Source organism: Micromonospora sp. NBC_01655, assembly GCF_026339755.1.
GTDB lineage: Bacteria > Actinomycetota > Actinomycetes > Mycobacteriales > Micromonosporaceae > Micromonospora.
In genome coordinates, this window is sequence record NZ_JAPEQF010000001.1 from 6,375,230 (window position 1) to 6,401,269 (window position 26,040).

Annotated in this window: 26 protein-coding genes; 10 read left to right on the plus strand and 16 right to left on the minus strand. The window is 74.3% G+C overall.

The genetic code is table 11. The annotated features are described in order from the left end of the window. Window positions 1-49: 49 nt before the first annotated feature. The 3 genes from ctaD to OOK41_RS28060 all read right to left on the minus strand — a co-directional run bounded on the left by ctaD (window position 50) and on the right by OOK41_RS28060 (window position 4,161). Complete coding sequence (ctaD, locus tag OOK41_RS28050) at window positions 50-1,807, minus strand: cytochrome c oxidase subunit I (protein ID WP_117665992.1); 1,758 nt, start codon at window positions 1,805-1,807, stop codon at window positions 50-52. 140 nt (window positions 1,808-1,947) lie between these two features. Continuing rightward, a complete protein-coding gene (locus tag OOK41_RS28055) occupies window positions 1,948-3,054 on the minus strand; it encodes an FAD-dependent monooxygenase (protein WP_266267291.1) in 1,107 nt (368 codons plus the stop codon). Window positions 3,055-3,375: 321 nt separating this feature from the next. Continuing rightward, the gene (locus OOK41_RS28060) at window positions 3,376-4,161 is read right to left on the minus strand and encodes an aldo/keto reductase (protein ID WP_266267292.1); all 786 of its coding nucleotides are present in this window, start codon (window positions 4,159-4,161) and stop codon (window positions 3,376-3,378) included. A 180-nt stretch (window positions 4,162-4,341) separates the two neighbouring features. On the opposite strand from OOK41_RS28060, the gene OOK41_RS28065 reads away from it, so the two are divergent. Continuing rightward, on the plus strand, window positions 4,342-5,388 hold the full coding sequence (locus OOK41_RS28065; protein ID WP_266267293.1) for a DNA polymerase ligase N-terminal domain-containing protein: 1,047 nt from the start codon (window positions 4,342-4,344) through the stop codon (window positions 5,386-5,388). Window positions 5,389-5,473: 85 nt separating this feature from the next. Next, window positions 5,474-6,664 (plus strand): threonine synthase, encoded by a 1,191-nt coding sequence (locus OOK41_RS28070; RefSeq protein ID WP_117665986.1) that lies wholly within the window; start codon window positions 5,474-5,476, stop codon window positions 6,662-6,664. A 64-nt stretch (window positions 6,665-6,728) separates the two neighbouring features. Here the strand turns inward: OOK41_RS28070 and OOK41_RS28075 are convergent, their stop codons facing one another. The 3 genes from OOK41_RS28075 to OOK41_RS28085 form a co-directional block, all read right to left on the minus strand. Further along, the gene (locus tag OOK41_RS28075; RefSeq protein WP_266267295.1) at window positions 6,729-8,513 is read right to left on the minus strand and encodes a glycoside hydrolase family 15 protein; all 1,785 of its coding nucleotides are present in this window, start codon (window positions 8,511-8,513) and stop codon (window positions 6,729-6,731) included. A gap of 73 nt (window positions 8,514-8,586) precedes the next feature. Continuing rightward, window positions 8,587-8,979 carry a cupin domain-containing protein gene (locus tag OOK41_RS28080; protein WP_117666907.1) on the minus strand — a complete coding sequence of 131 codons (393 nt, stop codon included), beginning with the start codon at window positions 8,977-8,979 and terminating at the stop codon, window positions 8,587-8,589. A 287-nt stretch (window positions 8,980-9,266) separates the two neighbouring features. Continuing rightward, window positions 9,267-10,160, minus strand: a complete 894-nt coding sequence (locus OOK41_RS28085; protein ID WP_117665982.1) for a sulfotransferase domain-containing protein — start codon at window positions 10,158-10,160, stop codon at window positions 9,267-9,269. Window positions 10,161-10,246: 86 nt separating this feature from the next. On the opposite strand from OOK41_RS28085, the gene OOK41_RS28090 reads away from it, so the two are divergent. After that, entirely contained in the window at window positions 10,247-11,395 is a 1,149-nt protein-coding gene (locus OOK41_RS28090; RefSeq protein ID WP_266267297.1) for a hypothetical protein, read from the plus strand. A 94-nt stretch (window positions 11,396-11,489) separates the two neighbouring features. Here the strand turns inward: OOK41_RS28090 and OOK41_RS28095 are convergent, their stop codons facing one another. Continuing rightward, a complete protein-coding gene (locus OOK41_RS28095; protein WP_117665978.1) occupies window positions 11,490-11,771 on the minus strand; it encodes an adhesin in 282 nt (93 codons plus the stop codon). Between the two features lie 470 nt (window positions 11,772-12,241). Between OOK41_RS28095 and OOK41_RS28100 the strand changes: the two genes are divergently transcribed. Beyond that, entirely contained in the window at window positions 12,242-12,433 is a 192-nt protein-coding gene (locus tag OOK41_RS28100; RefSeq protein ID WP_117665976.1) for a hypothetical protein, read from the plus strand. Window positions 12,434-12,510: 77 nt separating this feature from the next. Here OOK41_RS28100 and OOK41_RS28105 read toward each other — a convergent pair whose 3' ends face one another. Both OOK41_RS28105 and OOK41_RS28110 read right to left on the minus strand, forming a co-directional pair. After that, complete coding sequence (locus OOK41_RS28105) at window positions 12,511-12,840, minus strand: hypothetical protein (protein WP_207892616.1); 330 nt, start codon at window positions 12,838-12,840, stop codon at window positions 12,511-12,513. A 156-nt stretch (window positions 12,841-12,996) separates the two neighbouring features. Then, window positions 12,997-13,590 carry a pentapeptide repeat-containing protein gene (locus OOK41_RS28110; RefSeq protein ID WP_117665975.1) on the minus strand — a complete coding sequence of 198 codons (594 nt, stop codon included), beginning with the start codon at window positions 13,588-13,590 and terminating at the stop codon, window positions 12,997-12,999. Window positions 13,591-13,655: 65 nt separating this feature from the next. Between OOK41_RS28110 and OOK41_RS28115 the strand changes: the two genes are divergently transcribed. Next, entirely contained in the window at window positions 13,656-14,888 is a 1,233-nt protein-coding gene (locus OOK41_RS28115) for a serine hydrolase (protein ID WP_117665973.1), read from the plus strand. Between the two features lie 41 nt (window positions 14,889-14,929). On the opposite strand, the gene OOK41_RS28120 is transcribed toward OOK41_RS28115, so the two are convergent. Beyond that, window positions 14,930-15,988 carry a hypothetical protein gene (locus OOK41_RS28120; protein WP_128763518.1) on the minus strand — a complete coding sequence of 353 codons (1,059 nt, stop codon included), beginning with the start codon at window positions 15,986-15,988 and terminating at the stop codon, window positions 14,930-14,932. A 742-nt stretch (window positions 15,989-16,730) separates the two neighbouring features. Between OOK41_RS28120 and OOK41_RS28125 the strand changes: the two genes are divergently transcribed. Then, on the plus strand, window positions 16,731-17,372 hold the full coding sequence (locus tag OOK41_RS28125; RefSeq protein WP_266267300.1) for an NAD(P)-dependent oxidoreductase: 642 nt from the start codon (window positions 16,731-16,733) through the stop codon (window positions 17,370-17,372). Window positions 17,373-17,396: 24 nt separating this feature from the next. On the opposite strand, the gene OOK41_RS28130 is transcribed toward OOK41_RS28125, so the two are convergent. Together OOK41_RS28130 and OOK41_RS28135 are read right to left on the minus strand one after the other, a co-directional pair. Next, window positions 17,397-17,861, minus strand: a complete 465-nt coding sequence (locus OOK41_RS28130) for a PPOX class F420-dependent oxidoreductase (protein ID WP_117665966.1) — start codon at window positions 17,859-17,861, stop codon at window positions 17,397-17,399. Next, window positions 17,861-18,523, minus strand: a complete 663-nt coding sequence (locus tag OOK41_RS28135; protein WP_117665964.1) for a hypothetical protein — start codon at window positions 18,521-18,523, stop codon at window positions 17,861-17,863. The genes OOK41_RS28130 and OOK41_RS28135 overlap by 1 nt, the downstream gene beginning before the upstream one ends. Before the next feature lie 315 nt (window positions 18,524-18,838). On the opposite strand from OOK41_RS28135, the gene OOK41_RS28140 reads away from it, so the two are divergent. Beyond that, complete coding sequence (locus tag OOK41_RS28140) at window positions 18,839-19,627, plus strand: D-Ala-D-Ala carboxypeptidase family metallohydrolase (RefSeq protein WP_117665962.1); 789 nt, start codon at window positions 18,839-18,841, stop codon at window positions 19,625-19,627. 179 nt (window positions 19,628-19,806) lie between these two features. On the opposite strand, the gene OOK41_RS28145 is transcribed toward OOK41_RS28140, so the two are convergent. Continuing rightward, entirely contained in the window at window positions 19,807-20,520 is a 714-nt protein-coding gene (locus tag OOK41_RS28145) for a response regulator transcription factor (protein WP_266267301.1), read from the minus strand. Next, on the minus strand, window positions 20,517-21,881 hold the full coding sequence (locus OOK41_RS28150; protein ID WP_266267302.1) for a sensor histidine kinase: 1,365 nt from the start codon (window positions 21,879-21,881) through the stop codon (window positions 20,517-20,519). Before OOK41_RS28150 ends, OOK41_RS28145 begins: the two co-directional genes overlap by 4 nt. 131 nt (window positions 21,882-22,012) lie before the next feature. On the opposite strand from OOK41_RS28150, the gene OOK41_RS28155 reads away from it, so the two are divergent. The 3 genes from OOK41_RS28155 to OOK41_RS28165 are packed head-to-tail and all read left to right on the plus strand — an operon-like array spanning window position 22,013 to window position 24,416. Next, a complete protein-coding gene (locus OOK41_RS28155; protein WP_266267303.1) occupies window positions 22,013-22,924 on the plus strand; it encodes an ATP-binding cassette domain-containing protein in 912 nt (303 codons plus the stop codon). Then, window positions 22,921-23,715 (plus strand): ABC transporter permease, encoded by a 795-nt coding sequence (locus OOK41_RS28160; RefSeq protein ID WP_266267304.1) that lies wholly within the window; start codon window positions 22,921-22,923, stop codon window positions 23,713-23,715. The genes OOK41_RS28155 and OOK41_RS28160 overlap by 4 nt, the downstream gene beginning before the upstream one ends. Before the next feature lie 2 nt (window positions 23,716-23,717). After that, window positions 23,718-24,416 carry a hypothetical protein gene (locus OOK41_RS28165; RefSeq protein ID WP_266267305.1) on the plus strand — a complete coding sequence of 233 codons (699 nt, stop codon included), beginning with the start codon at window positions 23,718-23,720 and terminating at the stop codon, window positions 24,414-24,416. Window positions 24,417-24,418: 2 nt separating this feature from the next. On the opposite strand, the gene OOK41_RS28170 is transcribed toward OOK41_RS28165, so the two are convergent. Together OOK41_RS28170 and OOK41_RS28175 are read right to left on the minus strand one after the other, a co-directional pair. Further along, window positions 24,419-25,081 carry a 4Fe-4S single cluster domain-containing protein gene (locus OOK41_RS28170; protein ID WP_266267306.1) on the minus strand — a complete coding sequence of 221 codons (663 nt, stop codon included), beginning with the start codon at window positions 25,079-25,081 and terminating at the stop codon, window positions 24,419-24,421. A 10-nt stretch (window positions 25,082-25,091) separates the two neighbouring features. After that, entirely contained in the window at window positions 25,092-25,982 is an 891-nt protein-coding gene (locus tag OOK41_RS28175) for a helix-hairpin-helix domain-containing protein (RefSeq protein WP_266267307.1), read from the minus strand. Window positions 25,983-26,040: the final 58 nt, after the last annotated feature.

Below are 26,040 nucleotides of genomic sequence, written 5' to 3' on the forward strand. Positions count from 1 at the left end.
GCGCCGTACCCCGATGGGGTGCGGCGCCCGTCGTACGGTGCGGTGTGGGTCAGCGCTGGTCGAGGTTCCCGGCGGTGTCCTCCTGGTAGCTGGCGCCCCCGTTGGCCTCGCTGGTCAGCAGCTTGGCGCCGCCCTCGGGCGGTCCGGCCAGGCTCTGGCCGGCGGCCAGCTCCGGGAACTTCGCGTCGAACGCCGGGCGCTCGGAGCGGATCCGCGGCATCCGGTCGAAGTTGCGCAGCGGGGGCGGCGAGCTGGTCGCCCACTCCAGCGAGTTGCCGTGACCCCACGGGTCGTCGACCTCGACCACCGGGCCGGTCTTGTACGACTTCCAGCAGTTCCAGATGAACGGCAGGGTCGAGATACCGGTGATGAACGCGCCGATCGTGGAGATCATGTTCAGCGTGGTGAAGCCGTCGGTGGGCAGGTAGTCGGCGTACCGACGTGGCATGCCCTCGTTGCCCACCCAGTGCTGCACCAGGAACGTGGTGTGGAAGCCGATCATCGTCAGCCAGAAGTGGATCTTGCCCAGCCGCTCGTCGAGCATCCGGCCGAACATCTTCGGGAACCAGAAGTAGATCCCGGCGAACACGGCGAACACGATGGTGCCGAAGAGCACGTAGTGGAAGTGCGCCACCACGAAGTACGAGTCGTGCAGGTGGAAGTCCAGCGGCGGGCTGGCCAGCAGCACGCCGGTGAGGCCACCGAAGAGGAAGGTCACCAGGAAGCCGATGGAGAACAGCATCGGCGTCTCGAAGGTGATCTGGCCCCGCCACATGGTGCCGATCCAGTTGAAGAACTTCATCCCGGTCGGAACGGCGATCAGGTAGCTCAGGAAGCTGAAGAACGGCAGCAGCACCTGGCCGGTGGCGAACATGTGGTGCGCCCACACGCTCATCGACAGGGCGGCGATGGCGATGGTCGCGGCGACCAGGCCCTTGTAGCCGAAGATCGGCTTGCGGGAGAAGACCGGAATGATCTCGGAGATGATGCCGAAGAACGGCAACGCGATGATGTACACCTCAGGGTGGCCGAAGAACCAGAAGAGGTGCTGCCACAGCATCGGCCCGCCGGTGGCGGGGTCGTACACGTGCGCGCCGAGCAGCCGGTCCGCGGCGAGCGCGAACAGCGCGGCGGCCAGCAGCGGGAAGATCAGGATCGCCAGCAGGCTGGTGACCAGCATGTTCCAGGTGAAGATCGGCATCCGGAACATGGTCATGCCGGGGGCGCGCAGGGTCAGGATCGTGGTGATCAGGTTCACCGCGCCGAGGATCGTGCCCAGACCGGAGACGGCCAGGCCGACGACCCACATGTTGGCGCCGACGCCCGGCGAGTGCTCGGCCGTGCTCAGCGGGGTGTACGCCGTCCAGCCGAAGTCGGCGGCGCCGCCCGGGGTGACGAAACCGGCGGTCGCCATCGTGCCGCCGAACAGGTAGAGCCAGTAGGCGAAGGCGTTCAGCCGGGGGAACGACACGTCCGGGGCGCCGATCTGCAGCGGCACCACGTAGTTCGCGAAGGCGAACACGATCGGCGTCGCGAAGAACAGCAGCATGATCGTGCCGTGCATGGTGAACAGCTGGTTGTACTGCTCGGGCGACAGGAACTGCAGCCCGGGGCGGGCCAGCTCGGCCCGCATGATCAGCGCCATCAGGCCGCCGATCATGAAGAACGCGAACGCGGTGACCATGTACATGATCCCGATCTGCTTCGCGTCCGTGGTGCGCAGCAGCCGCGCGAATGCCGACCCCTTGACCGGCTCTCGGACCGGCCAGGGCCGGGTCACGACCGGCTTGGGTGCGACGGTGGTCACGAGTGGCCTCCGGTTCTGGGTTGTCCCGCTCGGCACGCGTGGTGATCTGCGAGCCGTCATCCGCAAGGAGGATAGTCCCCGGCAGGTGGGGGTGCCGCGTGGGGTGGCCGGCTACGATTGCCGCCGCCGCGGCCGAACCCTCACAGCGGGCCGACCAACAACCGGTAGTGCTCGCCGAAGATCCGCCCGCCGCGCCCGCGCAGCAGCGGGTCGCGCAGCGCCGGCGGCACGTCGCGCGTCCGGTTGCGGTCCCGGGTCCGGTCCCGCACCCACCGGGTACGCGGACGGCGGCGACTCTCGTACGCCACCAGGGCTGCCTCGACGGTGTCGGCCGACGTCAGCGAGTCGGCGAGCACCACGGCGTCCTCCAGCGCCATGGCCGCCCCCTGGGACAGGGTCGGGGCGGTGGCGTGAGCGGCGTCGCCGACGAGCAGCACCCGCCCCCGGGACCAGCGCCCCAGCTCGACCTCCTCGGTGGTGCCGACGTGCACCCGTTCCAGCACCTCCAGCACCTCCGGCACCGGCCCGCCGTACCCGCCGAACAGCTCGCGGAGCCGGGCCGACGGATCGGCCGGCGGCACCGTGCCCGCCTCGTCTGCATAGCAGTAGAGCCGCCCGGCGCCCAGCGGCACGACGAGGAAGCCGGCCCGCTGGCCGAGCAGCGCGGTCCACTCGTCGATCCGGGGGCCGCCCCGGACGACGGCCCGGTAGACCACCTGGCCGGCCGGCCGGGACGGCCCGCCCAGCGCGGCCAGGGAACGCACCGCCGAGCGGGGGCCGTCCGCGCCGACCACCAGGTCGTACTCGGCGGCGGTGCCGTCGGCGAAGGTGACGCCGACGGCCGCGGGCAGCAGCTCGATCCCGCGCACCTCGGCCCCGTGCCGGACCGCGCCGCCGGCCCCGGTGAGCAGCACCCGGTACAGCTCGGACCAGGGCAGCGCGCGGCACTCGCCGACGTCGGCCCAGAGGTTGTCCAGGTCGACCTCGCACAGCGGGGCGCCGGAGGCGTCGAGGAAGCGCTGCCGGTGGACGACCTGCCCGAGCGGGCGTACCGGGCCGTCGAGGTCCAGCCGGCGCAGCGCCCGCGCCGCGTTGCCGGTCAGGTAGAGGCCGGTGTCGACGAGTTCCGACGGGGGCAGCTTCTCGGTGACGTCGGGCCGGAAACCCGCCATCCGCAGCGCCCGAGCCACGGCCAGTCCGGCGATGCCCGCACCGACGACGAGAATGCGCAGGGGGGAGCCACCCATCGTGGTGTACGCCTCCGGAGGGGGTGCGGCACGCGTTGGAGGCAAGACACTACTCGGTGCGATCGACGCACGCCAGGGCCGTTCGTCCGGGGCGGGCCACCCCTCGACGGGGCGACGTCGATCACCGGAGGAGGGCCGGATGCCCGGCCGGCCAGGCAACCCCCGGGGCGTGATTCACGCCGATGAATGCGGACCGGGGCAAAAACGAGCGGGTCCCCGGTTGCGCGAAGGTTTCAGGCATGTGAATGTGTCCGCAGATATGGGAGCGCTCCCGTCGGCTAGCCGGCCACTCCGATGTCCCGCTGCCCCTCTCCCGACCGCTCAGCCACCCAGGGCGTCGATGTCGCGCATCTCCTCGGCGGTCAGCGAGAAGCCCCAGATGTCGGCGTTGGCGCGGATCCGCTCCGGGGTGACCGACTTCGGGATCACCACGATCTCGTGGTCGACGTGCCAGCGCAGCACCACCTGGGCCGGCGACACGCCGTGCGCGGCGGCGATCCGGGTCAGCACCGGGTCCGACAGGTCGCTGGCCTTGAACGGGCTGTACCCCTCCAGCACCACGCCCCGGTCCCGGTGCTCCAGGTGCCGCTGCCGGTCGTACAGCGACGGGCTCCACCGGATCTGGTTGACCGCCGGATTCTCCTCCGTGGCCTGGATCAGCTCGTCGATGTCGGCGGTGCCGTAGTTGCTCACCCCGACCGCCCGGGTCAGGTTCTCGTCCCGGGCCGCGAGCAGCTCGCGCCAGACCGGGATGCTGTCGCCCGGAGAGGGCGGCGGCCAGTGGACCAGCCAGAGGTCGACGTGGTCGGTGCCGAGCGCGCGGAGGCTGGCCTCGATCGTCTCCCGCTCCCGGCCCACCCGGTCCGGCGGCAGCTTGGTGGTGATGAAGATGTCCTCCCGGCGCAGCCCGCTCTCCCGGACCGCCCGGCCCACCTCCTCCTCGTTGCCGTACATGGTGGCAGTGTCGATGTGCCGGTAACCGGCGTCGAGGGCGGCGAGCACCGCGTCGTACCCCGCCTGGCCGGTGGCCTGCCAGGTGCCGAAGCCGAGCAACGGCATCCGCACGTCGCCGGGGAGCAGGACGGTGGGCTGGTCGAGGCTGTCCATGACGGCTGTTCTACCCCCGATCCCGCCGGCCATGCCCACCGGGGCCCGCCCCGACGGGCGGCGGCGGGCGGCCAACGACGGGCGGCAACGGACGGCCAGGGCCACCGGGGCCGCCCGGGGAAACCGACGACGGCGCGGCGGCGGGCTGCGGGGCGGGCCGGCACGGCGGAGAATGCGGGGATGGCCGACCGCCTGGACGAGTACCGCCGCCGGCGGGACGCGAAGCGGACCCCGGAGCCGGTGCCCGAGCGGCCCCCGCGCCGGGGCGGCGGCGGGCGGCGGGCCCGGTTCGTGATCCAGCAGCACCACGCCCGCCGGCTGCACTGGGACCTGCGGCTGGAGCACGAGGGGGTGCTCGCCTCCTGGGCGGTGCCGCGCGGCCTGCCCCGGGAGCCGGGCCGCAACCACCTGGCCGTGCACACCGAGGACCACCCGATGGAGTACCTGGACTTCCACGGCGAGATCCCGGCCGGCGAGTACGGCGGCGGCAAGATGATCATCCACGACACCGGGACGTACCGGTGCGAGAAGTGGCGCGCCGACGAGGTGGTCGTGGTGCTCGACGGAAAGCGGACCGCCGGGCGGTACGTGCTGTTCGCCACCGGCGGCCGGGACTGGATGGTCCGCCGCACCGACCCGGCCCCGCCGGGCTGGACCAGCATGCCCGAGCTGGTCGCGCCGATGCGCCCGACCCGGGCCGCGCGGCTGCCCCGGGACGCCGCCGAGTGGGGGTACGAGCCGCGCTGGGACGGCGTGCGGGCGGTGGCGTACGTCTCCGGCGGCCGGCTGCGGCTGCTCGCCGGCTCCGGCGAGGACGTCACCGGGGCGTACCCGTGGCTGCGGGAGCTGGCCGAGGAGCTGGCGCCTGCGGAGGCGGTCCTGGACGGCGCGCTGGTCGACATCGACCGGCGCGGGCGGGTCCGCCCGGCCCGGCCGGCGGGCGGCAGGCGGTCCGACCCGGCCGGGCAGTACCTGCTGTTCGACCTGCTCTGGCTGGAGGGCGCGCCGAGCACCGACCTGCCGTACGCGCGGCGCCGGGAGCTGCTCGACGGCCTGGCTCTGGCCGGCGCGCACTGGCAGACCCCGCCGTGGTTCCCCGGCGTCGGCGCGGACGCCCTGCGGGCCGCCGGTGATCAGGGGCTGCCCGGCGTGGTGGCGAAGCGGCTGGACTCGCCGTACGAACCGGGGCGGCGCAGCCGGCGCTGGCTGAGCATCGACGTGGACTGAGACCGCGAGCCGACACCGGGAGGCGGGACGGGTAGGCGGGACCGCGAGCCGGGGCCGAGCTGGAAGCCGAGACGCGAGGAGCATCGTGTACCTGACCCACCTTGAGTGCCCGCGCTGCGGGCGGGCGTACCCGGCGAGCGAGTTGCAGAACCTGTGCGAGTGCGGCTCGCCCCTGCTGGCCCGGTACGACCTCGCGGCGGTGGCCGACGCGGTCACCCCGGAACGGTTCACGCTGCGCCCGGCCGACCTGTGGCGCTATCGCGAGCTGCTCCCGGTGGCCGACCCCCGGCACGTCACCACGCTGGGCGAGGGCTGGACGCCCCTGCTGCGCGTCCCGTCGTACGGCGCCCGGATCGGCATCCCGGACCTGGTCGTCAAGGACGAGGGGCTGATTCCGACGGGGTCGTTCAAGGCGCGGGGGGCGGCGGTCGGGGTGAGCCGGGCCCGGGAGCTGGGCGTCACCCGGATCGCCATGCCGACCAACGGCAACGCGGGCGCGGCCTGGGCCACGTACGCCGCCCGGGCCGGGCTCGGCGCGACCATCGCCATGCCGCTGGACGCGCCGACCATCTGCCGGCGCGAGGTGCTGGCCGCCGGGGGCGACCTGCGCCTGGTCGACGGGCTGATCGGCGACGCCGGCCGGCACGTGGCCAAACTGGTGGCCGAGTCCGGCGGCGCGGTCTTCGACGCCGGCACGCTGCGCGAGCCCTACCGGCTAGAGGGCAAGAAGACCATGGGGTACGAGATCGTCGAGCAGCTCGGCTGGCAGGTGCCCGACGTGATCGTCTACCCGACCGGCGGCGGGGTGGGGCTGATCGGCATCCACAAGGCGATGCACGAGCTGCGCGAGCTGGGCTGGATCGACGACAAGCTGCCCCGGCTGGTCGCGGTGCAGTCGACCGGCTGCGCGCCGATCGTCCGGGCCTTCGCCGCCGGGGCCGCCCGGGCCGAGCCGTGGGCGGACGCGCGCACCGTGGCGTTCGGCATCACCGTGCCGGCCCCGCTCGGCGACGAACTGATCCTGGCCGCGCTGCGGTCCAGCGCCGGGACCGCGATCGCGGTCGACGACGCGGAAATCCTGGCCGACCTGCGGGACTTCGGCACCGACGAGGGACTGCTGCTGTGCCCGGAGGGGGCGGCCTGCCTGACCGCCGCCCGGCACCTGCGGGCCGGCGGGTGGATCCGGGCCGGCGAGCGGGTGGTGGTGCTCAACACCGGCGCCGGCCTGAAGTACCCGGAGACGGTGGACGTCTCGGCGGTGCCGGTGGTGGCCTGACCGACCCCAGGACGACGGACCGGCCCGTGCCGGCCCGTGCCGTGGCCGGCCCGGCGCCGGGGGCTCAGGCCGTCGCGGGGTCGGTGAGCCGCCAGGCGGCGTTGATCAGCCCGATGTGCGACAGCGCCTGCGGGAAGTTGCCCTGCTGGGCCCCCGTGCGCGGGTCGATCTGCTCGGCGAACAGCCCCACGTCGTTGGCGTGCCCGAGGACCCGCTCGAACAGCCGCCGGGCCCGCTCCTGCTCGCCGGCCATCACCAGGCACTCCACCAGCCAGAACGAGCAGAGCAGGAAGCCGGCCGGGTCGCTGTTCCAGCGCCGCACCAGCCCGTCGTCGGTGCCCAGCTCCCGTTCGACCGTGGCGATGGTGGCGCGCATCCGCGGGTCGGACGCCTCCAGGAAGTGCACCACTGGCAGGAAGAGGGCCGAGGCGTCCAGCTCCGTCGAGCCGAAGGCCCCGGTGTACGCGCCGACCCGGTCGTTCCAGCCCTCGCGCAGCACGGTCGCGCGGATCTCGTCCCGGATCGCCGCCCAGCGGCGGGGATCGGCCCCGTCGCCGAGCTGCGGGGCCAGCATGACCGCCTGGTCCAGCGCCGCCCAGCAGAGCACCTTGGACGACAGGTAGTGCCGGTCGGTGTCCCGGGTCTCCCACATCCCCCGGTCGGGCAGCCGCCAGGTCGCGGCGACCTGCTCGGCGAGCCCCACCACCATCTCCCGCAGCTCTTCCGTGAACGTCTCGCCGAGCTGGTCGTGCAGCCGCCAGACCGCCGAGATGACCTCGCCCGGCACGTCGAGCTGGCGCTGCCGCCAGGCGTCGTTGCCGATCCGGACCGGCCGGCTGCCGGCGTACCCGCGCAGGTGGGCGCAGTCGTGCTCGGTGAGGTCCCGCTCCCCCTCCAGCCCGAACAGCACGGGCACCGGCGCGTCGCCGACCCGGCCGATCGAGCGGGCCGCCCAGTCGAAGAGCCGGGACGCCTCGGTCGGGCAGGCGGCCACCCAGAGGGCGCGCATGGTCATCGAGAAGTCGCGCAGCCAGGAGAAGCGGTAGTCGTAGTTGCGGTCGCCGCCGATCCGCTCCGGCAACGACGTGGTCAGGGCCGCGGCGACCGCACCGCTGCGGGCGTACGTCAGGCCGGTGAGCACGGTCGCGCCGTGCCGCACCTGCGGGGCGTACCCGCCGTCGTAGTGGTGCGTGGCCCGGAACCCCTCCCAGGCCCGCACCGTCTCGGCGAGCGCGGCGACCGGGTCCAGCCGGGCCAGCCGGCCCCGGTAGACCGGCGCGTACGCCAGGTCGAAGCCGACGCGCTGGCCGGCGGCGACCTCGAACTCCTGCCGGACCCGGTCCCGGTCGGCGCGCAGGGCCGGTCCGGTGCCGCGCAGCGCCAGTGCGACCGGCCCGGCGGTGGCCAGCACGCCGCCGTCGTCCTGCTCGTGCAGGTACGGGGTGAGCAGGCCGTACTCGGGGCGCGGAACGAACTCCAGGCCCATCCGGACCCGGCCGGTGAGCCCCTCGACCACCCGCAGCAGCACGGCCGGGGAGTTCATCCCCATCTCGTGGCCGCGCACGCCGAGCTCGGCGGAGAGGGCGTCGGTGACCGCGACGCTGCCGGAGGGCGTGTGGTGGACCGTGCGCAGCACCAGCGTGTCCGGCCGGTACGCCCGCTCCACCCGGGCCGGCGCGAGCGGCGCAAGCCGCCAGTACCCGCCCCGCGAGTCCAGCAGCCGGGCGAAGACCGAGGCGCCGTCGAACCGGTCCGGGCACCACCAGTCCACCGAGCCGTCCCGGCTGACCAGCGCGCCGGAGCGGCAGTCGGAGAGGAACCCGTAGTCGGAGATCGGCGGCTGGTCCACCCGCCCCGGGTACCCGTGCCCGCCCGGATCAGGCCGGCGGGGGCGCCGCGCAGCCCCGCGCCGGCCGGGCCGGTCAGGAGGTCGGTGGCTCGTCCTCGCCGGCCGCCTCCGCCGCGTCGGCCTCCTCCTTGGTCCGGTGCACGGCCTGGTCGGCGTGCTCAGGGGGGCCGTAGACGGTGTAGAGGACCAGCGGATTGGGGCCGGTGTTGACGAAGTTGTGCTGCGTCCCGGCCGGCACGACCACCAGGTCGCCCTGGGCGACCTCCTTCTTCTCACCGGCGACCCGGGCCTCGCCGGTGCCGCTGACGAAGGTCAGGATCTGGTCGGTGCCCTCGTGGACCTCCTCGCCGATCTCGCCGCCCGGCGGAATGGTCATGATCACCAACTGGGTGTGCTCGCCGGTCCACAGCACCCGCCGGAAGTCCGGGCTCTTCTCGGCGACGGTCGCGATAGTGAAATGCTCCATGCCGGCCACATACCCGGTGACGACCCCCGTCACGCCGGGAACGGCAGATGGTGGAAATCCCCACTGATCCGAGGTTTGGACCCGCCCGGACCGGGCATCGAGAGCATCGGCCGGCGCAACCGGGCCGGTCGAGCCAGGTCCCCGCCGACGTACCGCCGTACGGCTGCGGTGGTGGGAGACGGCCGGAGCGCGGCGACGTTACGACCCCCGGGTCGCGGCGGCGCCGTGCGCCCGTGTCCGGACTCCGCGACACCCGACCGGTCCCCGGGCGCCGCCACCGGGACGGGTCAGCCGTCGCGGTGCAGCCAGGCGAGCAGGTCCGGCGGGGCAAGGGCGGCGGTCCGGGCCTGGTACCGGGCCAGCGTCGCCGCGTCCAGCAGCTCCCGGCCCTGCCCGGAACGGCCGCGCCGGAAGAAGGCCGACCGGTCCCGCAACACGCCCGCCGGGTCGGGGACGAGTCGGTCGGCCCGCTGGCGCATCCGGTCGAAGGTGGCGGCCTCGACCAGTTCCGGCCAGCGCGGCGCGGGCACCTCGATGCCGAACCGGCCGGCCAGCGCACGCATCTGCCCGTCCAGGTCGGCCATCAGGTCGTCGTAGTGCACCAGGGTCACGTTGGGCCGGTGCCGGCGGGCCCAGGCGTCGCCGAGGTGCCACAGCACCCCCTGGAGGGAGTCCATCTCCTCGCGCGGGTCGACCTCCCGGTCCACCCAGCGCCCCAGCGCCTCCACCAGCGGGGTACGCGGGGCGGGTGGGCCCTGCGGCGCCGGTTGCCCGGTCAGCTCGGCCAGCCGCTCCCGGTCGAGGTTGCCGCTCTGGTGCCAGAGGGAGACCGCCATGTCCAGCGGGTGCCGGGCCACCACGACGTAGTGCGCCCGGTCGTCCAGCGGGATCCCGTCGAGCGGGGTGTGGGTCTTGACGAACCGGCGGTGCGGCTGGGCGGCGAGCCGGGCGTACACCTCGTCTCGGGGCTCCACCAGCCAGTCCAGCCAGGGCGACAGCTCCGGCAGCGGCGCCGGCAGGTCGGGCGTGCCGAACACCAGCAGGGCACAGATCATCTGCATCCAGGTGGTGCCGCTCTTGGACCGGGTGCTGATGACGATGTCGCCGTCGCGAAAGGGGAAACCGCGCCACCGGGCGCTGTCCTCGTCCGGCGAGCGGTAGCGGATGGGGGTGCCGGGCATCCGAGGATGGTAGCGATCGGCGCGTCCGCGCGCCGGCATTTGCCGGAGACCCTGTGACGGGCGCCGATGTGTCGCTACATTGAACTATGGTGCCCGCCCACCGGGGCCGGGCGGCGGAGCCGGTCTACCGCCCCGTCCTCACCGGTCGACGGGGCACGCTGGAGGCGCTCCGACACCTCGACGGTGCCACGGCCGCCCTGCTCGCCCCGGTGCTCGACGTGTCCACGATGGACCATTCCCTTCCGGACAGCCTCACCCGGCTGCCGCCGGGGCTGCTGCCAGCGGTCGACGTGTCCGCGCTGCCCGACGGGGTGGGCGGCGAGCTGGTCCGGTGGGGCGTACCGCTGGTGCCGGTGGCCGGGCTCGCGGAGAGCGACGCGCGACTGGCGGCGCACGGCGTGGCTGCCCGCGCGTACGCCGGGCGGCTGGTGGTGCGGCTGCGGGCCGGCCTCGACCGGTCGGGCCCGGACGCGACGACGGCCGCGGTGGAGCGGATCTGGCGGCTCGCCCGGCTGGTCCCGGAGCAGTGCGAACTCCTCGTCGACGCCGGGGACGTCTGCTGCCCGGCCGACGTCCGGTCGGCGGAGCCGCGGGTCCGCCGGCTGGTGGACTGGGCGCGGCGGCACGCCTGGCAGACGGTGACCGTGGTGGCCGGCGGGGTGCCGCCGACGCTGTCCCGGCTCCCCACCGACGAGCCGGTCCGCCTGGACCGCTGGGACTGGCTGCTCTGGCGGCGGCTGGCCGACCTCGGCGTCGGGTACGGCGACTACGGGGTCGACTGCGCGGTGCCCGGGGCGGACGCCGCCGGGGACCGGCTGCCCACCGTCCGCTACACGACCGACGGCGCGTGGTGGGTGTACCGCTGGTCGCGCCGGGGCGGCCGGGGCGACGAGCGGGTGGCGGACCTGTGCCGGACGCTGGTGTCGGCGCAGCACTGGCCGGCGGACGGGGCGACCTTCTCCTGGGGCGACCACGAGATCCTGCGCCGGTCCCGGGGCATGGCCGGGGCCGGGTCCACGACGAACTGGGCGGCCTGGAGCACCTCGCACCACCTCGCGCGGGTGCTGTTCGACCTGGGCCGCTCCGACGGGGCGCGGCCGGCGGACGACTGGCGACCCGGGGCGCGGCCCGGCGGGGAGGACCGCGCGTGGTCGGGCGGCGGGTGGCGCGGCGGGCCGGAGCGGGGCCGCCCCGCCCGACCGCGCCGGAACGGCGAGGCCGGACGGGCCGGCTGAGCCGCCGCAGCCACTCCAATACGGCGAAAGCCGACCGGCTACCCCCTGTCGGTGAAAGCCGACCGGCTACCCCCTGTCGGTGAAAGCCGACCGGCTACCCCTTGTCGGTGAAGCCGAACTGGACGATCCCCTCGTCGTCGACGCTGGCGTCGACCGAGGTGTCGCTGAGCAGCTCGGCGGCGTCGGAGTCGAGGAAGATCCGGGCTCCCTGGTTGTCCACCACCTGGTCGCCCTGCGCCGGCTCGGGCACCAGCTCGATGGTGAGCGAGCCGGCGTCGGCGTCGGCGGCGATGCGCAGGCCGCCGTCCTGGGCGACGTCCTCCTGCACGGTGAGGTCGCGGATCACGAGCACGGCGTTGTCGGTCATGGTCAGCATGGTCAACTCCTCGTGGGTGCTTTCGGATCGCGGTCGGCACAGACCGGACTCAGCCCGCGGACGAGCGCGCGGGGGAGCTGGGCGACGAAAGGCCCGTCGCCGCACGAAACGGGGCAGGTCACCCGCCCCTCTCTGCCTACGTTGCCTCCTGACGGGGCATCCGTCAAATAGAACGACATCGACCGACCGGCGCATCCAAACCGCCTCCGAGCTGCCCAGATGTCGCCTAGGCTGACCCATGGACGACGCTAGGCGGTACGCGGCACAAGTTCATCGGCACCCTGCTGCTGGTCTTCTCCGGCGTGGCGCTGACCGTGCGCCGCGACCCGCGCCACCGGGCCGAGCCGGAGAAAACGACCGGTTCCACGCCCGGAGATGTCCGGCCGGCGAACCCCTGACCTCCCCCGATTCGGCAACAACCTTCGCCCGATGGGGTTTCCCGACAGAAACCTGCATGGCAGCATCAGCGCATGCGTCGTCGCCTCCTCCCCCGGGCACTCGCGCTGGCGGCGCTGGTCGCCGGCGCGGCCAGGGCCGGCGCCCCCACCGCCGAGGCGCCCGCCCCCGCGGGGGCGGCGCGGCTGGCACCGCCCGCCGCACCCGACCCGCCGCGGACCCCCGAGGGCCGGGAGTGCTCCCGGGTGAAGCCGATCACCTGTTGACCCGCCCGGGCCCCTTCCGGGTGCGGAGGAAGGGGCCCGGGCCACGGGGGCGTGGCGGCGAACCCGCCGCCACGCCCTCAGGCACCGGGACGGTCGGGCGGCCGGACCGTCACGGTGGGGTCGCCCCGCTCGATCAGCGCGTCGATCTCGGCGGACCGCAGGCCGCGCAGTGTGAGCACCCGCCGGCCCCAGCGGTGCAGCCGGCACGGGTGCGGGCTCGCGTCGTTGCGGCAGACCGTCCCGCCCGACCAGCGCCGGGGCGCGTGCACCACCACCGCCCGCACCGCGAACTGGGCGTCCTCCCCCGTGACGTACGGCGGCAGCGGGATCTCCCGGAGCGTCTCCCCCGACTCCTCGGCGCCGAGGGGGATCGCGGGACGGACGGTACGGGTGGCGGTGCTGCTCATCGGTGAAGCCTCCACAGAGGATGGACGGACCGGGACAGCAGGAAACGTACGACCGCTGCGCGGCGGCGCGACGGACAAACTGTCCCCCGGGACCCCGGCCGGGCGGGCCGGCTGCCGGGCTGGGTGGGGCCGGGACCGCCTCAGGACCGACCGGGGTCAGCCGAGCTGGAAGCCGAGCGCCCGGGCCAGCACCAGCGCCTGCTCGGCGTCGATCAGCGCGTCGGCCCGCTCCACCACGGTCGGGTCGAGCGCGGACAGGTCGCTGCCGCGCAGGTCGGCGCGGGACAGGCGGGAGCCGTGCAGCTGGGCCCCGGACAGGTCGACGCCGGTGACCGTGGCTCCGGTCAGGTCGGCGCCGGTCAGGTCCACCTCGCGCATCCGCACGTCGGTCAGGCGCGCCCCGCGCAGGTCGGCCCCCGGCAGGGCCACGAACGACCAGTCCCCGCCGTCGACCCGCAGCGGACGCAGGTCGCACTCCTCGAAGCTGCTGCCGACCAGCTTGCAGCCGGTGAACTCGGCGTCGAAGAGGTTGCACCGTTTGAACACGCAGCGGGTGAAGGCCGAGTCGGTGTGCCGGGAGGCGTTGAACGCCACGTTGCCGAAGGTGCACCCGGTGAAGACGGCGCCGCGGCTGACCGCCTCGGTCAGGTCCACGTGGAAGAACTCGCAACGCACGAAGTGCCGGTCGACCAGTTCCTCGCCGTACCAGTCGTCGTGGCGGAAGGTGGCGTCCTCGGTCGGCTCCAGCACCTGGTCAGCCTAGTGGGCAAGCCGGCGTCTTCCGCACTCCCCGTACCGGCTAGTAGGTTCGGCGGGTGAGCGTGGCACGCAGCACCGACCCCGACCGCCTCGGTTTCGATCCCGCCCGGCTGGCGCGGATCGACGAACACTTCGGCAGGTACGTCGACGACGGGCGACTCGCCGGTTGGCAGATCGTCGTGACCCGCCGGGGCGAGATCGCCCACTCCTCGACCTACGGCCTGCGCGACCGGGAGGCGGGCGCCCCGGTCGAGCCGGACACCCTCTGGCGCATCTACTCGATGACCAAGCCGATCACCTCCGTCGCGGCGATGATGCTGTGGGAGGAGGGCCGGTTCGAACTGACCGACCCGGTCAGCCGCTGGCTGCCGGAGTTCGCCGACGCCCGGGTCTACGACAAGGGCCCGGTGACCAGGCCGTACACGGTGCCGGCGGCCGAGCCGATCCGGATCTGGCACCTGCTCACCCACACCGCCGGGCTGACGTACGGCTTCGCCCAGGTCTCCGTGGTCGACGGCCTGTACCGGGCCGCCGGCTTCGACCTCACCGCGCCCGCCGGGGCCGACCTGACCGCCGCCACGCGGACGCTGGCCCGGCTGCCGCTGCTCTTCCAGCCGGGCACTAGCTGGAACTACGGGGTCTCCACCGACGTGCTCGGCCGGCTCGTCGAGGTGGTCTCCGGCCGGCGGCTGGACCACTTCCTCGCCGACCGGATCCTGCGCCCGCTCGGCATGACCGACACCCGCTGGTGGGTCGACGAGCCGGACGCCAAGCGGCTGGCCGCCCTGTACGCCCCGAACCCGGCGACCGGCCAGGCGTTCCGCGCCGACTCGATCGGCCGGGCCGCGCTGACCGAGCCGGCGTGGCTGTCCGGCGGCGGCGGGCTGGTATCGACGGCCGCCGACTACCACCGGTTCACCCAGCTACTGCTGCGCGGCGGCGAGCTGGACGGCGTACGCCTGCTCGGGCCCCGGACGGTGCGCTTCATGACCCGCAACCACCTGCCCGGCGGCCGGGACCTGGCCTCGTTCGCCCCGTCCGGGTTCGCCGAGACGGTGCTGGAGGGCATCGGGTTCGGCCTCGGCTTCGCCGTGGTGCAGGACCCGGTTCCGGCCCGGGTGCCGAGCAGCGTCGGCGAGTACTACTGGGGCGGGATGGCCAGCACCGCGTTCTGGGTGGATCCGGTGGAGGAGGTCACCGCGCTGCTGTTCACCCAGCTCCTGCCGTCGAGCACCTACCCGCTGCGGTCGCAGCTGCGCCAGCTCGTCTACTCCGCCCTCGTCGACTGAGCCCGGTCGGGCCACCTGCGGCAGGCGGCCCGGCCGGCCCGTCAGACCAGCCGCTGCGGGAGGGTGGACACCACCGTCGCGGTCCCGGTCGCGGACAACCCCGAGACGAGGTACGCCCGCGCTCGGCCGTCCGGCCGGACGGCCCACAGGTCCGGCACCCCGTCGGCGTTGACGTCGGCTGCCCAGAGGGTGCTTAGCGCGACGCCGGTGTTCCAGTTCGCGGCGACGTGGTACTGGGTGCGGCTCAGGGACCCGGTGCCGTCGCCGTTGTCGACCACGGTGACGCCGGTCCAGAGGTAGAGGGCACCGGTCGTGGCGTTGCGCAGGAAGATCGCCACCCCGGAGGACAGTTCGGTGCTGGCGATGCTCCAGTTCTGCCAGTCCGTCCCACCGGTCGGCGTGGTGTCGGGCAGTGCGACCTTGAACAGGTACCCGCCCGGCATCGGGATGGTGGGGTGGTAGATCAGCCGGTAGCCGTTGACGGCGTCGCCGGAGATGCCGATCAGGTCCGGGTACCCGTCGCCGGTGCCGACGGCGTCGTACGCGTTGGCGACCTGGAGAGGGCTGTTGCCGTACGCGTCGACGAGCTGGGCCGAGTCGATGCTGAACTGGTTCCCGCTGAGGTTGGGGTTGAGCATGGTGCCGTCCCCGGCACCCCGGATGATGCCGGCCCCGCCGAGGTTGACGCCGCCCGGGTAGTAGACAAGGAAGTCCTGCTCGGTGCCGCCGGTGAAGCGGCCGGTGAGGACCTGGGCGCCGTCGAAGTCGGCCGGCGAATAGTTGCCGGTGACCCCGTTGCCCAGCAGGCCGATGTTGGTTGCCGGGGTGTGCACCCGGCCGGTGCCGACGCCGGTGCTCGCCGAGACGCGGCCCTTGGCGGACCAGACGCCGGAGCCGAGGCCGGCGGTGCCGCCGACGGTGACCAGGTCAGGAACGCCGTCGCCGTCGAGGTCCTTGTCCACCGGGCCGGTGGTGAGCGACGGGGCGGGGTCGCCGGCGGGATTGGCCTGGGCCGGCAGCGCCGGGGCGACCGCCGTCAGGGCGAGCACGGCGGGTGCCGTCAGGGCGAGCAGCCGACGGGCGGCGGGACGGAGAGCCATCTGTTCCCCCATGCGTGACGTGGACACTGGAGCGCTGACCATAGTCGATCTAGTGCCCCGTCATGCAGCCTTGAACGGGTAATCCGGGTGCCGGATCTTGGATTCGGTGGCGAATCCGGTGGTCAGTTCCGTGACGTGGCCGACCTCGACGAGAACAGCGCCACGATCGCCCACCGCAGCGCTTTACCGGATCCTTCTACTCACCGGCCACCGCCCCACACACACAGCCTTGCCTTCCGGTGCCTATGGAGCTGAGTCGAATACGACATCAGCCACACCCGCCGCCAGCCACGACCCGACGGGGCGGTGGGTAACCGCGAACGGTGGTGGCCCGACCGACGGTGATGACGTGAACGACTCAGCTCCATAGGCACCGCCGCCCACGTCATCGACCGCCGCCACCCACAGTTCCGCCTGGGTCACCGTTCCCCGCCGGCCGGGGACCGCACCCACGACCAGGCAATGGCCCCGCCCCGCGCCACCCTCCAGCCAGGCCACGGCATCGCGTACGCCCAGGTCAGATATACCTCAATCGACTACGTAAAGACCCTGCCTCAGAACCGACGGATTACACGATCAACGTTCAAAGACGCGGCACTAGGCAAGCTCGACCCCCGGTTTTACGGCGGCCGTCCGCCACCGGGATCGCGGGAACGGCACCGCCGGGGGCGCTCCGCTCCCTAGCCTGGGAACGGACGACGACGGCCGCGCCGACGGGTGCGGCGCGGGAGGCGGTCAGGCGATGAGCGACATCGTGGTGTTCGGGGCCGGCGGCACGGCGGGCTCGCGGATCACCGCCGAGGCGGTGAACCGGGGTCACCGGGTGACCGCGGCGGTGCGCCGGCCGGAGGCGACCAGCTACCTGCCGGCCGGGGTCAACCTGGTCACCGGCGACGCCACCTCGGCGCGCAGCGTACGCGGGCTGGCCCCGGGCGCGGACGCGTTCGTGGTGGCGGTCGGCGGCGGGGAGCGGGCGCTGTGGCGGGACGTGGCGGAGAACCTGATCACGGTGCTGCGGGACCTGCCGAACCCGCCCCGGGTGATCCACGTCGGCGGCGGGGCGACCCTGCTCACGCCGAGGGGCGTCCCGTTCCTGGAGGAGCCGGACTTCCCCGAGGAGTACCGGGACTCCGCGCTGGGCCAGGCCGACGCCCTGGCCTGGTACCGGTCCTCGGCCGACGGGGTGACCTGGACGTACCTCTCCCCACCGCCGCTGGAGTTCCACCCCGGCGAGCGCACGGGCCACTACCGGACCGGCACGGACGAGCCGGTCACCGACGAGCGGGGCCGCGCGGTGCTGAGCTACGAGGACCTGGCCGTCGCCGTCGTGGACGAGATCGAGCACCCGCGCTTCGAGAACATGCGCTTCACCGCCGGGTACTGAGCCACCGGGTACCGAGCCGGCGGGTCAGTCGGCGAGGCGGGCCGGGAAGCCGCCGGTGGCGATGGGGCCCCAGCCGTCGACCGTGACCCGGATCAGCGACTTGCCCTGCCTGACCATCGCCGCGCGGTACTCGTCCCAGTCCGGGTGCTCGCCGGAGATGCTGCGGAAGTACTCCACCAGCGGCTCCAGCGCCTCGGGCAAGTCCAGCACCTCGGCCGTGCCGTCGACCTGCACCCAGGGGCCGTTCCAGTCGTCGGAGAGCACGCAGGCGCAGACGCGGGCGTCCCGCCGGATGTTCGCCACCTTCGCCCGCTCGGGGTAGGTGGAGATGACCAGGCGGCCCTCGGCGTCCACCCCGCCGGAGACCGGGGAGGACTGGGGCCGACCGTCGGACCGGGTGGTCATCAGCACGATCCGGTGCCGGGGACGGAGGAACTCGATCAGGGCGGCCCGGTCGACCCGGGTGTTGCTCGCGACGCTGCGTGCCATCACTCGTTTCTACCAGTACCCGCCGAGCGGGGCCGGGCGGTGGTCCGTCCCGTTGGCTGGGCCGGCACCCGGGGCCGTACGGTGGGTCGCCACGCCCGGCCGTTCGCGTAGATCACCCGGAAGCCCAGGTACGCCGCCAGGGGCGCCCAGTGGGCGGAGCCCATCCGCAGCTCGGCGGCGTTGTGCCGATGCCCGTTGGCGAGCACGTCGAGCAGCACGGTCTCGAACGCGGCCGACTCCACCCAGTCGACCTCGCGGGTGAAACCGCAGATCAACGCGGCGCCGGTGACGTCGAGGAAGTCGCGCAGCGCGGCGTCGGACGCCCGCAGCACCGAGCAGCTGCCGAAGTAGAGCCGCCGGCCGTCGCACCGGCCGGCGATCCGCTCGGCCACGTCGGCGAGGTCGACGGAGTCCCAGTCGGTGAGGCAGAGCCGGCTCGGCTCGCCGTGCATGGCGAAGAAGCCCACCCGGTAGTCGGCGTACTGCTTGAGCAGCCAGCGGTCGAGGAAGTAGAAGAGCTCGTCCCGGGTGGCCGCGTCCTTGTGGATGAACCGGAGCTTCCCGAGCCGTTCGAGCAGTTCGAGGGTCGGCAGGACCGATCCACGCTCGTTGAGGTCGCGGTGCCACTGCCCCTCGACACAGAACACGCCACCGCGCGCCACAGCCACCTCCCCCGACCCCGGTGACGTTACCGCCGGCCGCCCGCGCCCCGCCGGTCACCCTCCGTCGGATCCGAATCACGTTTCCGTCACGCCGCGCCCCGCGTACCGTTTCGGCCCTTCCATGCATCGTCGGCATGCAGTGGGGTGCCCGCAATTCGGCTCCTTCCTCAGCAGATCCTCCACCATGGGCCAAAGTGAGAACAATTCCGGTTATTTCCTGCCAGAAGGACGCCACGATGCGAGGGTGGAACGGACGGGACGTCCCGGTCGACGGACCCGGCTCACCCCATTCGCTCTCCTTACGGGAGGACTTCCGTGCGTGCCGAAACTCTGAAACGGGCCGTGGTCGCGTTCGCCCTGGCGTTGCCGGGCGTCGCGGTCGCCACGGTGGTGGCCGCCCCGGCGGCCCACGCCGACGGCTGCTACACCTGGAAACGCAACCTGTACCAGGGGCGCTCCGGCGACGACGTCCGCCAGCTCCAGATCCGGGTCGCCGGGTGGGCCGGCAACCGGGACATCGTGGAGAACGACGGCCGGTACGGCCCGAAGACCGCCGCCGCGGTCAAGCGCTTCCAGTCGGCGTACGGGCTGACGGCCGACGGGGTCGCCGGGCCGCAGACGTACACCAAGCTGTACGCGCTCCAGGACGACGACTGCACGCCGCGCCACTTCAGCTACAGCGAGCTGGACGACGGCTGCGGCCGGGGCGGCTGGAGCGGGGGCCCGCTGTCGGCGGCGAAGACCAAGGCCAACGCGCTGCGCACCATGTGGAAGCTGGAGGCGCTGCGGCGCGACCTGGGGGACAAGCCGGTGCGCGTCACCAGCGGCTTCCGCAGCAAGGAGTGCAACCAGCAGGTCGGTGGCGCGGCGGACAGCCAGCACCTCTACGGCACCGCCGCCGACCTCGTCCCCCGCGACTCGTCGTTGTGCGAGGCCGCCCGCGCGGCCCGCGACCACGGCTTCAGCGGCATCTACGGCCCCGGGTACCCGGACCACGACGACCACGTCCACGTGGACTCGCGTCGGGAGAACAACAGCGACCAGACGTCGAACACGACCGTCTGGTCCGCGCCGGACTGCGGGATCGGCGCCGGCAACGACTGACCGGGGCCCGCCAGGCGGGACACCGCCGGTCCGGCCGGAGTTCAATCCGGGTCTGACGAGTCTTGATCGACTCCGTGTCACGGATATCGCGGTGTCCCGGGTGGGTGAGGGGGCGTCGTCAATGACACGGGGTTGATCAAGCACTCGGCGAGGGCGCACGAGGGCCGGCGCGGGGGCAGTCAGACGAGGCCGGCGTCGTGGACCAGGATGGCGACCTGGACCCGGTTGTTCAGGTCGAGCTTGGCGAGCAGGCGGGAGACGTACGCCTTGACCGTCGCCACGCTCATGAACAGCTCGGCGGAGATCTCGGCGTTGGTACTGCCCTGACCGAGCGCGACCGCGACCTCCCGCTCCCGCTCGCTGAGCCCGGCCAGCAACCGCAGCGCCCGGTCCCGGCGGGGGTCGACGCCGGCCGGCCCGGACGCGGTGACGTGCCGGATCAGTTGCCGGGTGACCGTCGGGGAGAGGGTGGCCTCCCCACCGGCGACGCGGCGCACCGCCCGGACGATCTCGGCGGGCGGGGTGTCCTTGAGCAGGAACCCGGCCGCCCCGGCGCGCAACGCCCGCAGCACCTGGTCGTCGGCGTCGAAGGTGGTCAGGACGAGGACCTCGGGCGGGCGGGGCAGGGCGCGCAGCGCCTCGGTGGCGGCGAGCCCGTCCACCCGGGGCATCCGGATGTCCATCAGCACCACGTCGGGCGAGCAGGCGGCGACGGCGGCCGGCACCTGGTCGCCGTCGGCGGCCTCGCCGACCACCCGCAGGTCCGGCACACCGCCGAAGATCATCGACAGGCCGGCCCGGACCAGGGCGTCGTCGTCCACGATCAGCACCCGCACCGGCTCCGGTTCCCCCGCTCCGGCCCCGGCATCCGGCCCGTGCTCCTGCCCAGTCATGCCGGCCAGGGTAGCCAGGCGGTCAGCCGGAAGTCGCCGGACTCGTCCCGCCCGTGTTCCAGGCGCCCGCCGGCCAGGCTGACCCGCTCGGCGACGCCGACCAGGCCGGTGCCGGTGCCGGGGATGACGGGTGCCGACCCGGCCCCCACCGGCCAGCGGTTGCGGACCTCGACGGTCAGCCCCTCGCCGGGCGCCCCGGACAGCCGGACGGTGACGGACGCGCCCGAGGCGTGCTTGCGGGCGTTGGTCAGCCCCTCCTGGACGATCCGGTACGCGCCGCGCCCGAGCGCGGTGGGCACGGTCCCGGCCGCCTCGACGGTGTCGACCACCTCCACCCGCATCCCGGCGGCCCGGGACTCGGCGACCAGCTCCGGGACGTCGGCCAGGGTCGGCTGTGGCCGCTCCACCAGGGCCGGCTCCGGCATCGACGCCGGCCGGGCCGCCCCGGGGGACGCGGCTGCGGAGCGGGCCGCGGCGGAGCCGGGACGGGCCGACCCGGCGGGCAGCGGACCGGGCGACGCCGGGCCGGGCGGGGGCGAGTCGTCGGCGCGGAGCACGCCGATCACCTCGCGCAGGTCCTGGAGGGCTGCGTGGGCGCTCTCCCGGATCACGCCGGCCGCCCGGGCGATCTCCTCCGGCGGGGCGTCCGGCCGGAATTCCAGCGCCCCGGCGTGCAGGCTGAGCAGCGAGATCCGGTGGGCCAGCACGTCGTGCATCTCCCGGGCGATCCGGGTGCGCTCCAACTGCCGGGCCTGCGCCACCCGCAGTTGCTGCTCCGCCTCGGCCCGGTCGGCCCGGTCGCGCAGGGACAGGATGAGCTGCCTGCGGGCCCGGACGAACATCCCCCAGGCCAGCACCGACCCGACGAAGACGAGCCCCCAGATCAGCTCGCCCCAGAAGCCCATTCCGGCGTCGGGGCGGATGGCGGCGTAGCAGACGGTGGTCAGCGTCTGCGCGCCGATCACCAGCGCGGCCTGCCGGAACGGCCGGTGCACCACGACCGTGAACATGATCACCAACAGGGCGATCGCGGCGGTCACCGAGAACAGCCCGAGCGGCAGGGTGACCACCGCCAGGCCGAGCGGCCAGCGGCGGCGGAACCACAGCGCCCCGCAGGCCAGCACCCCGAGCACGCTGTCGACGCCCTGCAACCACTCGTACGGCAGCGGCCCGGCCATCTGCGGGTCGGGCTGGGCGGCGTCCCAGGCGGCGACGACGGCCCAGCCGAGGGCGAACAGGAACCAGTGGGCGTCCACCAGCCAGTCGCGGGTGGTCCGCCGGGGCCGCGCCCCCGGCGACGCCGCGTCGGTCAGGGCGCCCGGCAGCAGCCACGGGTAGTCCGGTACGGCGGCGCTGGTCACCGTTCCATGCTAGGGAGGGTCGCGGCCCCGGCGACAGCTACCAAAGTCGACGCCGGTCGTGGCCGGAGGTCGACGGGGCTGTCGACCGCCGACCGCAGCGCCCAGCCGGGTGGCGCGGGCAGGCTCGACGCATGATCGAAGTCGAGCACCTGACGAAGCGGTACGGAGGACGCGCCGCCGTCGACGATGTCAGCTTCACCTGCGCGCCGGGCAGCGTCACCGGCTTCCTCGGCCCGAACGGTGCCGGCAAGTCCACCACGATGCGGATGATCTGCGGGCTGACCCCGCCGACCGCGGGCACCGCCACCGTCTGCGGGGTGCCGTACCGGCGGCTGGCGAACCCGGGCCGGGACGTCGGGGTGCTGCTGGACGCCTCCGCGCAGCACTCCGGGCGGACCGGGCGGGAGGTCCTGGCGCTGGCCGCCGCGACCATGGGGGTGCCCCGCCGAGAGGTCGAGGTGAAGCTCGACCTGGTCGGGCTGGGGGTGACCGCCGCGCGGCGCCGCGTCGGGGCGTACTCGTTGGGGATGCGGCAGCGGCTCGGCCTGGCGCACGCGCTGCTGGGCGATCCCCGGGTGCTGATCCTGGACGAGCCGGCCAACGGCCTGGACCCGGAGGGCATCTTCTGGATGCGCGGCCTGCTGCGCGACTTCGCCGACCGGGGCGGCACCGTGCTGCTCTCCTCCCACCTGCTCAGGGAGGTGGAGGCGGTGGCCGACCGACTGGTGGTGATCGGGGGTGGTCGGGTGGTCGCTGCCGGGGGCACGGACGAGTTGCTGGCCGACGCCGGAACGGTGGTCCGGGCCCGGGACGAGGCGGCCCTGCGGCGGGCGCTGACCGTCGCGGGGCTCACGGCCACGGCCGGCCCGGCCGGCCCGTCCGGCGGCGGCCTGCTGGTCACGGCCGAGCCCGGCACGGTCGGGCAGGCCGCGGCGGACTCGGGAGTCGCCCTCACCGAGCTGCGCCCCGCCGGTGGCGGGGGTCTGGAGCAGCTCTTCCTCACCCTCACCGGAGGCACGTCGACGAAGGAGACCACGGCATGACCACCAGCACCGTCCCCACCGAACCCGCCGTCGTCCCGCCGCGGCACCCGGGGGTACGCGGACCGTCGCTGCTCCGGTTGACCGTCGTCGAGCTGCGCAAGCTCGCCGACACCCGGGCGGGACGGTGGCTGCTGGTCGGCATCGGCCTGATCTCCGTGGCGATCGCCGTGGTGCAGCTCTGGGTGCTGGCCGACGACGAGCAGACGTTCACCGCCTTCTTCGTCCCGCAGCTCCTTCCCGCCGGCCTGCTCCTGCCGGTGTTGGGCATCCTGTCGATCACCGGGGAGTGGTCCCAGCGCACCGCGCTGACCACGTACGCGCTGGTGCCCCGCCGGGAGCGGGTGATCGTCGCGAAGCTCGCCGCGGTGGTGCTGGCCGCGTTGGCGTCGGTGCTGGTCACCCTCGCCGTCGCCACGCTCGGCACGCTGGCCGCCCGGGCGACCGGCGGGTCGGGCGACTGGTCGTTCGAGGCATCCCAGTTGCTGCACGCGGTGGTGCTCCAGGTGCTCGGCGTGCTGATGGGCGCGGCGTTCGGCCTGCTGCTGCTGAACACCCCGCTGGCCGTGGTCACCTACCTGCTGCTGCCGACGGTCTGGGCGGTGCTGGCCGGCATGATCGTCGCGCTGCGCGGCCCGGCCCGCTGGCTGGACACCAGCGTCACCATGGAGCCGCTGTTCGGCCCCGACGTGACGGCCGGCCAGTGGGGGCGGATGGCCGTGTCGGTGCTGGTCTGGACGGTGCTGCCGCTGGCGGCCGGGCTGGTCCGGACGCTGCGCCGGGAGGTGTCCTGACCGTGCGGGCCGGCGACGTGCCGACGCGGATCGACGGCGGGGTCGGCGAGCTGGCGGTGATGTGGGGCGGCTTCCCGCTGCTCGGGGCCGGCGCCGGATGGCTGCTGACCGCCGTCGCGGGCCCGGTCGCGGGACTGCCGTGGGCGCCCGCGCAGGGCTGGTTCGAGCTGCTGGCCAGGCTGCCCGAGCCCCGGGCCACGATCGGGGCGCTGGCGCTCGGCGCGCTGGCCGGGCTGGTCGTGGCCGGGATCGGCACCCGGGAGCGGCTGCTGGTCGAGGTGTACGCGGACCGGGTCCGGCTGCGCCACGACGGACGGGAGCGGGAGGTGTCCCGCCGGGCCGTGCGGGTGGTGTTCGTCGACCGGCGGGACCTCGTCCTGCTCGGTGACGCGGAGGAGGAGTTGGCCCGGGAGCGCGGCGACCTGAGCGCCGGGCGGCTGGCCGCGGCCTTCCGGGCGCACGGCTGGCCGTGGGCCGACGCGGACCCGCACCGGGACGCGTACCGGCGGTGGGTGGACGGGCTGCCGGGGCTGCCGGTGGGTGCCGACGCCCTGCTGCGGGCGCGACAGCGGGCGGTGGACCGGGGCCGGCGCGCCGAGGCCGACGACCTGCGGCGCGAGCTGGCCCGCCTCGGGGTGGCGGTGCGCGACGAGGAGAAGCGGCAGTACTGGCGGCCGACCCGCCGGGCGGACCCGGGGTGAGGCTACCGGCGCTCGGCGCTGGCCGACCGGCGCTGGGGGCGGCCCACCGAGGCCAGCAGCTCGTCGAGCGCGTCGACCTCGGCCCAGCCGTTGACCGAGACCCGACCGGCGGCGTCGACGGTCACCTCGACCCGGTCCGGGGTACGGGGCAGGTCGTCGAGCAGCCCCGGGAAGCGGTCGTTGAGCAGCACGAACTCCTGGTTGGTGGAGCCCACCCAGGGCCGGTCGGTGTCGACCAGGTCGGCCCGGAACGGCCCGGCGACCAGCAGGTCGGTCTCGGCCAGCAGGGCGGCCACGTCCTCGCGTCCGCTGTCGACGGCGCGGCGCAGGCCGTCGCGGGTGTAGCCGGTGAAGGTCATCACCGACCGGCCGGCCCGCCGCACCCCGGCGGCCACCTCGGCCAGCGCGCCGGCCTGGTCGAAGGGCTCCCCGCCGAGCAGGGTCACCCCCTCGGTGCCGGCGGCGAGGACCCGCTCGACCAGCTCGGCCGGTGCGACGAGTTCCCCGCCCCGGAAGCCCCAGAGCTGGGGGTTGAAGCAGCCCGGGCAGCGGATCGCGCAGCCCTGCACCCACAGTGCGGTCCGCTCGCCGGGCCCCTCGGCCCGGGTCGACGCGAGGAACCGGGCCAGCGCCACCCGGTCCGGCCCGGCGGCGGAGCTCCGCACCGGGCCGGTCTCAGAAATCGAGTACGCGTCCACTGGGCGTTCCCGGGTGGGCGGGCGGGCCGGCGGGCGGCACGCAGATCAGCAGGTCGCGCAGGCGGGCGTACTCGTGCGGGGCCAGCTCGGCGGCGGCGGCGAACTCGGCGACGCTGCCGAACCCCCGGCGGGCCTCCCGGGCGGCGAGCACCCGCCCGGTACGGGCGGCGTCGAAGCCCGTCAGCGCGGCGAGCTGCTCCGCCCCGGCGGCGTTGACGTCCACCGGCGACGGCGCGGCGGCCGGCGCCCCCACCGCGACCGGATGGCTGGTGGGCGGGCCGAAGACCGGCGTGCCGAAGCCCAGCGGCGCGGCGGCCGGGTCGACCATGGGCAGCGGCGCAGCCGGCGCCGGGCCGGGCGGGACCGGGCCGGGCGAGACCGGAGTCGCGGCTGCGCCGGCGGCCCAGTACCCGCCCTGCTGCCCGACGACGGGCGGGCCGGAGACGGAGCCGCCGAACCCGCCGTCCACCGGCGGGCCGGGCGGCGGGGCGAGCATCCCCGGCGGGTACGCGGACCCGGGCCAGCCCGGCGCGGGCTGGGCATACCAGGGACGGTGGCCGGCCCGCCACTGCAACCAGGACACGTTGGCCACGAGGGCGTGCACGACGCAGGCGACCCAGGCCGCGAACCACACGCCGATGGACCAGTCGCTGGCGGCGCTCTCCTTGTCCGTGGCGCCGACCCCGATGAAGCCGCCCCAGCCGGCGAGCAGGTAGCCGATGCCGGAGATCCACCACGCCGGCCGACGGGCCCGGATGCCGACGTAGAGGAAGCCGAGCCCGCCGAGGCAGCTGAACCCGAGGATCGGCAACAGCACCCACCAGCTGTGCCGCAGCCGCCACCAGACGCTGACCCCGGGCGAGCGCACCGGCGGCGCGACCGCCCAGCCGGGCGGGCCGGGTGACGGCGGCCACCCCTTCGGGCCG